Origin of the sequence: Commensalibacter sp. Nvir, from assembly GCF_963921845.1 — a bacterium.
Classification (GTDB): domain Bacteria; phylum Pseudomonadota; class Alphaproteobacteria; order Acetobacterales; family Acetobacteraceae; genus Commensalibacter.
On sequence record NZ_CAWUGZ010000044.1, the window covers coordinates 1 to 8,299 of the forward strand.

The window sequence follows — 8,299 nt, forward strand, 5'->3', positions numbered from 1 at the left end:
ATGAAGAACTGCTATTTAATTCTTACTATTTAAAACACACAGAATAAAAATAATTTATTTTACTCAAAAATTAGACTTATGTTTTAACAACGCCAGTATATTATCAAATTCTTCTAAAGATTTATAGTCAATTTTAATGAAACCACCTTCACCATCAAATTTTACGTGAACGTTTAATCCTAGCTGACAACATAAATCTTTTTCTAACAATTTTATTTCTGGATCAGTAGATTCTTTTAATTCGGTGCTTAAATGTTTTTGTAACGTATTTTTTCGAACCAATGCTTCCGTTTGTCTAACTGTGAGCCCATTATCCAGAACTTTGACGGCTGCTTTAACAGGATCAGAATGCATCAATAATGCCCTCGCATGTCCAGCAGAAAGCTTACCCTCTTTCAAATACACTTTAATTTTTTCTGGAAGTTGTAATAAACGAAGATTATTAGTAATATAAGGTCTGGATTTTCCGATTATTTTTGCAAGCTCTTCTTGTGTAAGGCTAAACTCATTTAATAATTTTGAAAAACCCTCTGCCTCTTCAATTACATTTAGATCGGCACGTTGTAAATTTTCAACTAAAGCTACCGCCATAGCATCTTTATCACTAAAATGGCATATACGTACAGGTATCTCGTATAAATTGGCCAACTGTGCGGCACGCCATCGCCGTTCACCAGCAATAATCTGATATTTTCCTTTATGGCTTGGCTTCTCCCTAACAAGCAAAGGTTGTAATATGCCATGATGCTTCAAAGAGTTTGCAAGTTCTTGCAAACTTTCTGACTGCATAATTTGCCTAGGTTGAAAAGGACCTGCTTCAATACATCCAAGTGAAAGAGTTATTGTTTCAGTAATGGTTTGTGTTTTAAACTGACTGGCTTTTAACTGTGGCTCTTTATCTTGAGAAACGATATTAGCACCGAGCAAGGCAGCGAGCCCCCGACCTAGATGTTTTTTTTCTTGATTTTTACCCGTTTTCATCATGACCCTTTTTTTGTTAACAAAAACGCTGTAGGAGCTCTTCAGCCAAACTTATATAAGCTAGCGCTCCTGATGATTTGGGATCATAGAGCGTAATGGGTTTCCCATAACTTTGCGCCTCAGAAATGCGAACGTTTCGTGGAATAACCGTTTCACATACTTTTTTACCGAAAAATGATCTCGTATCTTCAGCAACCAGTTCAGAAAGCTTATTTCTTTTATCGTACATAGTCAGTACAATAGCTTTTATTTCCAAATTTGGATTTAACGATTTTTGTATGTGACCTACCGTTTTCACCAAATGGCTTATTCCTTCAAGTGCCAAAAACTCACATTGCAAAGGGACAATAAGGCCGTTGGCAGCAACCAATGCATTTAATGTAAGTATGCCCAGACTGGGAGGACAATCAATAAGAATTAAATCGTAAGCATCCTTGATTAAAGACAAAGCTTTTTTTAAGCGAAACTCACGTTTTTTAAATTCGATTAATTCTAATTCCGCGCCAGCCAAATTCGCATCAGCCGTAATCAGAGAAAGGTTATGTACAATCCCTTTTTTGATTAGCCCTTCTTTAACTTCTCCATTAATTAAGAATTGATAAGTTCCAAGCTTTCGATCATTATAGTCAATACCCAAAGCGGTAGAGCTATTTCCTTGAGAATCTAAATCAATTAAAAGAATTTTTTTTTCTTTTGCTAAAATGGTTGCTAAATTTATAGCTGTGGTTGTTTTACCTACGCCACCTTTTTGATTAGCAACGGCTAAAATTGGTGTGGTTGTTTTTTCAGACGCAACTTCACTTAACATTCTTTTTTAAACCATTCCATTGGACTTAGTTTTAATATAACCCCATTATCATCAATCAGACTAGGAATTTTCTCATAGTGAAATTTATACATCGTTTTTGCTTTTTCTATTTCACTGTCAACATTTTTTCCTTTTAAAAATAAACAATAACCATCCTTATTAAGAAAATATTGACTAAATTTTATCAATTGCTTTAGAGGAGCTAAAGCCCTAGCAGTGACAATATCTACCTTTGGGATCTTTGTATTCTCAATGCGTCCACAAATAATTCGTACGGTACTGCCTGTTTCTCTAGCGACTTCGCTCAAAAAAATAGTTTTTCTCCTATCCGATTCAATTAAAGTAACGGTTAAAGAAGTTACCAAAGAAAGAACCAAACCAGGAAAGCCCCCTCCAGAACCAAGATCTACTAGCGACAAAGCTTGAGGAGAGATAAAATTAGCCATTTGAAAACTATCAACTATGTGCCTTTGCCACAAACGAGAAGCATCGTGTTTTGAAACCAGATTAATTTTTGAATTCCATTGATTGAGCAAAGCAACATAAATTTCAAGCTTTTGAAACGTTTCATGTGAAACATTTTCTTTGAGCATCTGGCAAACGTCTTTTTGATCCATCGTTCAGTGCTTTATGCTGTGAGAAGGAATTTTAATGTAAGCTAAAAGAGCCATCAATGCAGAAGGGGTAATTCCAGGAATGCGTTGGGCTTCACCAAAACTTGTAGGCCGTACGGCTTGGAGTTTTTCTTGCATCTCTCGACTAAGTCCCCCAACATGTTTGTAATCTATGTTAACAGGAAAGCTAATTTTGGTTTCTTGTTCAAGTAAACGTATTTCTCTTGCTTGCCTTATCAAATACCCTGAATAACATGCTTCTGTTTTAATCAGATTTTGCACACGTTTAGAAAAATCTGCGAACCAAGGAGCCAGTGCTTGTATAGCATCATCCGTAGGAGATAAAGCTAACACTTCAAACAAAGAACGCCACCGCCCATCTAAACAAACAGAAATATTTTCGTTTTTAAGAGTTTCTGGTAAAAATTTTTCAGTCTTCGCTCTTTTTAAAGCCTCTTCGACGTTTCGTTTATCCTTATGGAAAAGCGCTGAACGCTGTGCACCTACACATCCAACTTTCTCTCCTAATGGCGTTAATCTCAAATCGGCATTATCGTGTCTAAGCGTGAGACGATACTCCGCACGAGAAGTAAACATACGATAGGGCTCTGTTACTCCTTGTGTAGTAAGATCGTCTATCATAACCCCTATATACCCTTGACCACGATCAATAACCATTTTATCAGCACCGCCCGCATGAAGAGCCGCATTAATACCCGCCAATAGCCCTTGTGCAGCGGCTTCCTCATACCCTGTCGTCCCATTAATCTGACCTGCTAGAAATAAACCAGAATATTGAGGAAGTTCTAATGTAGGATTTAAGGATCGAGGATCAATAAAATCATATTCCACTGCATAACCAGGACGAGCAATAATAGCATGTTCTAATCCTGGGATAGAATGAACCATTTTAGTTTGAATCTCTTCCGCAAGGCTCGTTGAAATACCATTGGGATATGTAAGCTCACCGCCTTCGTGATGGGGTAAGGCCTCTGGTTCCAAGAAAATCTGATGCTTATCTTTACCAGCAAATCGAACAATCTTGTCTTCGATGGAGGGACAATAGCGGGGTCCTTTACCCGTAATTGATCCGCCATACATCGCGGAACGGTGAAGATTTTCTTGAATAATTTCGTGTGTTGCTTTGGTCGTTGAGGTTATTCTACATGACAATAAAGGATTATATACCCTCTGGGTAAAACAGCTAAAAAACTCAGGATAAATATCGCTACGATCTTCAATCAAATGTTCTGTATTAATGGTAGCTCCCAAGATCCTTGGAGGAGTGCCCGTTTTTAAACGCCCTAGTTTTAATCCCAACCCTTTTAATCTTGCGCCCAATGCATTCGCAGGAGCTTCTCCAAAACGCCCTGCCTCAATATTCTTTTCACCAATGTGAATAACACCATGTAAAAATGTACCAACGGTCAATACAACAGAAGCTGCTTTATATTCTCTTCCATCTTCACAAACAACCCCGCTTACACAATGTTCATTTTCTAATAGAATATCCGACACAGCTCCTTCCACAACTGTTAACCGCGACAATTGCTTCAACAACTTTTGAACGGCTTGCTTATATAAGAACCTGTCCGCTTGTGCTCTTAAACCATGCACTGCAGGTCCTTTTGAGCGGTTCAGCAATTTAAAATGTATTCCAGCCCTATCAGCAGCTTGGGACATAATGCCGTCAAAAGCATCAATTTCTTTAACCAAATGCCCTTTTCCAATGCCGCCTATGGCAGGATTACAGGACATAGTGCCAACTGTGTCAAAACGATGCGTTAGTAACAAAGTTTTAGCACCCATACGCGCAGCCGCAGCTGCAGCTTCGCTTCCTGCATGACCACCGCCGACGACAATTACATCATACTTTGTTTTATTCATCACTATCTTATCGCCTTTATTTACCTATACAAAATTGGCTAAAAATTGTATCGAGCAAATCCTCTACAGCTATTTTCCCTGTTATTTTTCCTAACTCTTGCATAGCTAAACGAAGCTCTTCACCACGTAACTCTGGCCACTCTTGTACTAAAGCACGTTTTAAATGTTCGACACAGTGAAGCAACCCTAAACGGTGCCTTACTCGTGTTAGAGGCGGAGGGCCCTGACAAGCAGTCAATTCTTTAACTTTACTCGATAATAAATCTCTAAGATTCTTAATATTTTCACCAGTTTTCGTACTAATGTACAATTGATTTTGAGCATTTGCTGAAATTGTTTCATGTGAAACATTAAGATCATTTTTTGTTCTTATCCACAAATCACAAGGAAACTCAGGCTTTTCTACAGCTACTGAAGCATCGGTTAGACACATAATAAAATCAGCATCTCTAGCGATTTTTTTTGCCCTCCGGATGCCTTCCTTTTCAATTTTATCTTCAGTTTCTCTTAATCCTGCCGTATCTACTAATGTTACAGGGGCATCCCCTAAAATTAATCTAACTTCAATTGCATCCCTCGTTGTACCAGCTTGATCGGTAACTATAGCTGCCTCTTTATTGGAAAGAACATTAAGCAATGTTGATTTACCCGCATTTGGAGCACCCAAAATTACAAAAATCAATCCTCGTCTTAATTTTTCACCACGGTTATTATCGTTAAGATGTTCTGCCATCTCTTGTTGCAAGGCATCAATGGATTTTTTAAGATTGACTTCCATTTCTTCAGGCAGCTCTTCATCAGGAAAATCAATTAATGCCTCTTGATAAGAAAGTATTTCTCTTAACCGCTGACCCCATTGTTCATAAATTCGGCTAAGCCCCCCCTCGGTTTGCTCTAGGGCTTGTTTTTTTTGTGCTTGTGTTTCTGCCTCAACCAAATCGGCGACACCTTCTGCTTGCAACAAATCGACACGACCATTTAAAAAAGCTCTTTTAGTAAACTCCCCTGCCTCTGCTGGTTTAGCACCTAAATATGCGAGCGCAGAAGCTACCCCATCAATAACCGCTGGACCCGCATGAAGATGAAACTCCGCACTGTCTTCCCCCGTATAGCTGTTTGGGCCCGGCAACCAAAGCACCATCGCATGATCCAACACTTCAAAAGAATCCAATCGTTTGAGCCTTAATTTTCGTACACATGCTTGTCTAGGCTCTGGAAGCTTATGACACAAGGAAACCAATATGGATTTAGTCAATGGACCACTTATACGCATAATCGCTACTGCCCCTCTACCTGAGGCCGTTGCCAATGCAAATATAGTTGATTGAGGGTTGTCTATAAGCGGGTTATTCATAACGATTGATAACTTATAAAAGTTTTGGTTCAAACAGGTTAATTAATATCTAATAAAATATATAATTAACCAAGCAAATATAATTGTTTCGAATAGTTTATGCACACATACTTAAAATATTCAAAACTAGAAACAATTTTTGAGTTCGAGTTCTAACGGCATTACTCTTAAATTTCAATTAAATAGATAATTATGCTCGAAAATATCCAAAGAACACAGCATTAAATTTTCATGGAATAAGCGAATAGCCTTGTTGCGCTATTATTTTATAAGGGTGCTAAACGTTAATCTATGCTAATTGAAAATTTTCATTATAGTATTCTTTATCTTGCAACATTATTATTTTCAGAAGTTACTATACACTATGCCATTTCTTTCATTACACACCCCTATAGGAGAGTTAAGCCTCGCAGAAGAGCAAGGATTTATAGTATCCTTAGATTGGGGATGGGGAAGTATTCAAGATCCTTCACCCGTATTAGAAGAAACAAAAAAACAGCTTATTGCCTATTTTAAAGGTGAATTAAGGGAGTTCGATGTTCCCTTAAAACCTCAAGGCTCTTCCTACAGACAAAAAGTATGGAAAGCTCTGCAATCCATACCTTTTGGAGAAACACGCTCTTATAAAGATATAGCCTCTGTTGCTGGAGGCAGTCCAAGATCGGTTGGCGGGGCAAACGCTAGAAATCCAATTCCTATTTTAATTCCTTGCCACCGTGTTGTAAGCTATCAGGGATTAGGAGGCTATTCAGGAGGCGATGGAATTGAAACAAAAAAATACCTTCTCAATTTAGAAAGACATTTTTCTTTTGTCCCCTAGAAGAACCAAAATCGAAAAAAATTTCTTTCTTTTTTTAGGTGTTCATTGCGTCAAAAAAATCTTGATTATTTTTGCTGTATTTGAGTTTATCCAATAAGAAATCCATCGCATCCATCGTTCCCATAGGAGAAAGAATTCGTCTTAACACCCATATTTTTGAAAGACTTGCTCTATCAACCAACACTTCCTCTTTACGGGTACCACTACGAGTAATATCAATAGCAGGGAATGTACGCTTATCGGCCAACTTACGATCCAATATTAATTCAGCATTACCCGTACCTTTGAACTCTTCAAAGATAACTTCATCCATACGGCTGCCTGTATCAATAAGGGCTGTAGCAATAATAGTAAGCGAACCCCCTTCTTCAATATTACGTGCTGCACCAAAAAAACGTTTTGGACGTTGAAGAGCATTCGCATCAACACCCCCCGTCAATACTTTTCCTGATGAGGGAACCACAGTATTATAAGCTCTTGCTAAACGTGTAATCGAATCAAGCAAAATAACCACATCACGTTTATGCTCAACTAAACGCTTGGCTTTTTCTAAAACCATTTCCGTTACTTGCACGTGCCTATGGGCTGGTTCATCAAATGTCGAAGAAACCACTTCACCTTTAACCGAGCGTATCATATCGGTTACTTCTTCAGGTCTTTCATCAATAAGGAGAACAATGAGAATAACTTCTGGATGATTGGCCAAAATGGCTGTCGCAATATTTTGCAACATAACCGTCTTTCCTGTTCGAGGTGGGGCGACGATTAAAGCCCTTTGCCCTTTACCAATAGGCGTAACCAAATCAATAACTCTAGGCGTAAAATCTTTATTTGAACCTTTCCCTTCCATCAAAGAAGGGACTTCCATTTGCAAACGTTCGTTAGGAAATAATGGGGTTAAATCATCAAAATTAATACGATGCCGCACAACCTCAGGATCTTGAAAATTAATGCTATCGATTTTGAGAAGTGAAAAATAACGCTCTGTATCTTTGGGGGAACGAATCTCACCCGAAACCGTGTCCCCTGTTCTTAAGCCAAAGCGTCTTATTTGGGCAGGTGATACATAAATATCATCAGGGCCAGGAAGGTAATTGGATTCCGAAGATCTTAAATATCCAAACCCATCAGGAAGAATCTCAAGCGTGCCTTCTCCGTAAATAGCTTGGTTATTTTCCGCAAGCTTTTTGAGAATAGCAAACATCATATCTTGTTTGCGCAATGAAGATGCATTCTCAATCTGCAAACTTTCTGCATAAACAAGCAGTTCTGCTGGAGATTGAGCCTTAAGTTCGGCAAGTTGCATGAATGGCTCTAAAAAAAGGATGAATTATTATAAAAAGGGGAAATATGATTCAAAAACCTTAAAAAGATTGAATGAACATTTATTTTACATGAAGTAAATAATAACATATCTCATACGAAGGAAATTTGATATAAAAATACCAAAGGTAAAGAAATTTTTACAGGAAGCTCTTTTGGCTGTCAAGTCTAATTATCATATAAGGGTACCGCAAAAATGTACTTAGTAATTTGTTAGTTCGAGGAATAGGCTTAGCGTTTTTACGACATCATTCATTATATAGTATGGGTTAAATTTATTATATTCAATCTAAACATTTATAATTATCTGAATCAATTTTAGGAGAGAATCTTTGCAGCTTAAGTCTAAACAACTACTTAATAGTTTACGTCAAGGACCTGACAAACGAGGTCATTTTGGTAAATTCGGTGGTATTTTTGTATCAGAAACCCTTATCCCTGTTATAGAAGAATTACAAAAAGCCTATTCAGAAGCACGCAGCGACCCTCTATTTCAACAAGAAATTAATTAT

At 37.8% G+C, this 8,299-nt stretch carries 7 protein-coding genes and 1 pseudogene; 2 read left to right on the forward strand and 6 right to left on the reverse strand.

Annotation, left to right across the window (positions count from 1 at the left end; translation table 11 throughout):
• Positions 1–63: 63 nt before the first annotated feature.
• The 5 genes from AABE15_RS03565 to mnmE are packed head-to-tail and all read right to left on the reverse strand — an operon-like array spanning position 64 to position 5,629.
• The gene (locus AABE15_RS03565) at positions 64–981 is read right to left on the reverse strand and encodes a ParB/RepB/Spo0J family partition protein (RefSeq protein WP_338329914.1); all 918 of its coding nucleotides are present in this window, start codon (positions 979–981) and stop codon (positions 64–66) included.
• Positions 982–997: 16 nt separating this feature from the next.
• Complete coding sequence (locus AABE15_RS03570) at positions 998–1,789, reverse strand: ParA family protein (RefSeq protein WP_338329908.1); 792 nt, start codon at positions 1,787–1,789, stop codon at positions 998–1,000.
• A complete protein-coding gene (gene rsmG / locus AABE15_RS03575) occupies positions 1,783–2,406 on the reverse strand; it encodes a 16S rRNA (guanine(527)-N(7))-methyltransferase RsmG (RefSeq protein WP_338329909.1) in 624 nt (207 codons plus the stop codon). The genes AABE15_RS03570 and rsmG overlap by 7 nt, the downstream gene beginning before the upstream one ends.
• Positions 2,407–2,409: 3 nt before the next feature.
• On the reverse strand, positions 2,410–4,290 hold the full coding sequence (gene mnmG / locus AABE15_RS03580; protein WP_338329910.1) for a tRNA uridine-5-carboxymethylaminomethyl(34) synthesis enzyme MnmG: 1,881 nt from the start codon (positions 4,288–4,290) through the stop codon (positions 2,410–2,412).
• Positions 4,291–4,306: 16 nt separating this feature from the next.
• Positions 4,307–5,629 carry a tRNA uridine-5-carboxymethylaminomethyl(34) synthesis GTPase MnmE gene (gene mnmE / locus AABE15_RS03585; protein ID WP_408870247.1) on the reverse strand — a complete coding sequence of 441 codons (1,323 nt, stop codon included), beginning with the start codon at positions 5,627–5,629 and terminating at the stop codon, positions 4,307–4,309.
• A gap of 379 nt (positions 5,630–6,008) precedes the next feature.
• Here mnmE and AABE15_RS03590 point away from each other — a divergent pair, with 379 nt between their 5' ends.
• The gene (locus AABE15_RS03590) at positions 6,009–6,464 is read left to right on the forward strand and encodes a methylated-DNA--[protein]-cysteine S-methyltransferase (protein ID WP_338329912.1); all 456 of its coding nucleotides are present in this window, start codon (positions 6,009–6,011) and stop codon (positions 6,462–6,464) included.
• 34 nt (positions 6,465–6,498) lie between these two features.
• Here the strand turns inward: AABE15_RS03590 and rho are convergent, their stop codons facing one another.
• Entirely contained in the window at positions 6,499–7,770 is a 1,272-nt protein-coding gene (gene rho / locus AABE15_RS03595) for a transcription termination factor Rho (RefSeq protein ID WP_338329913.1), read from the reverse strand.
• A 349-nt stretch (positions 7,771–8,119) separates the two neighbouring features.
• On the opposite strand from rho, the pseudogene AABE15_RS03600 reads away from it, so the two are divergent.
• Positions 8,120–8,299, forward strand: a pseudogene (locus AABE15_RS03600) (tryptophan synthase subunit beta); the annotation flags it as partial.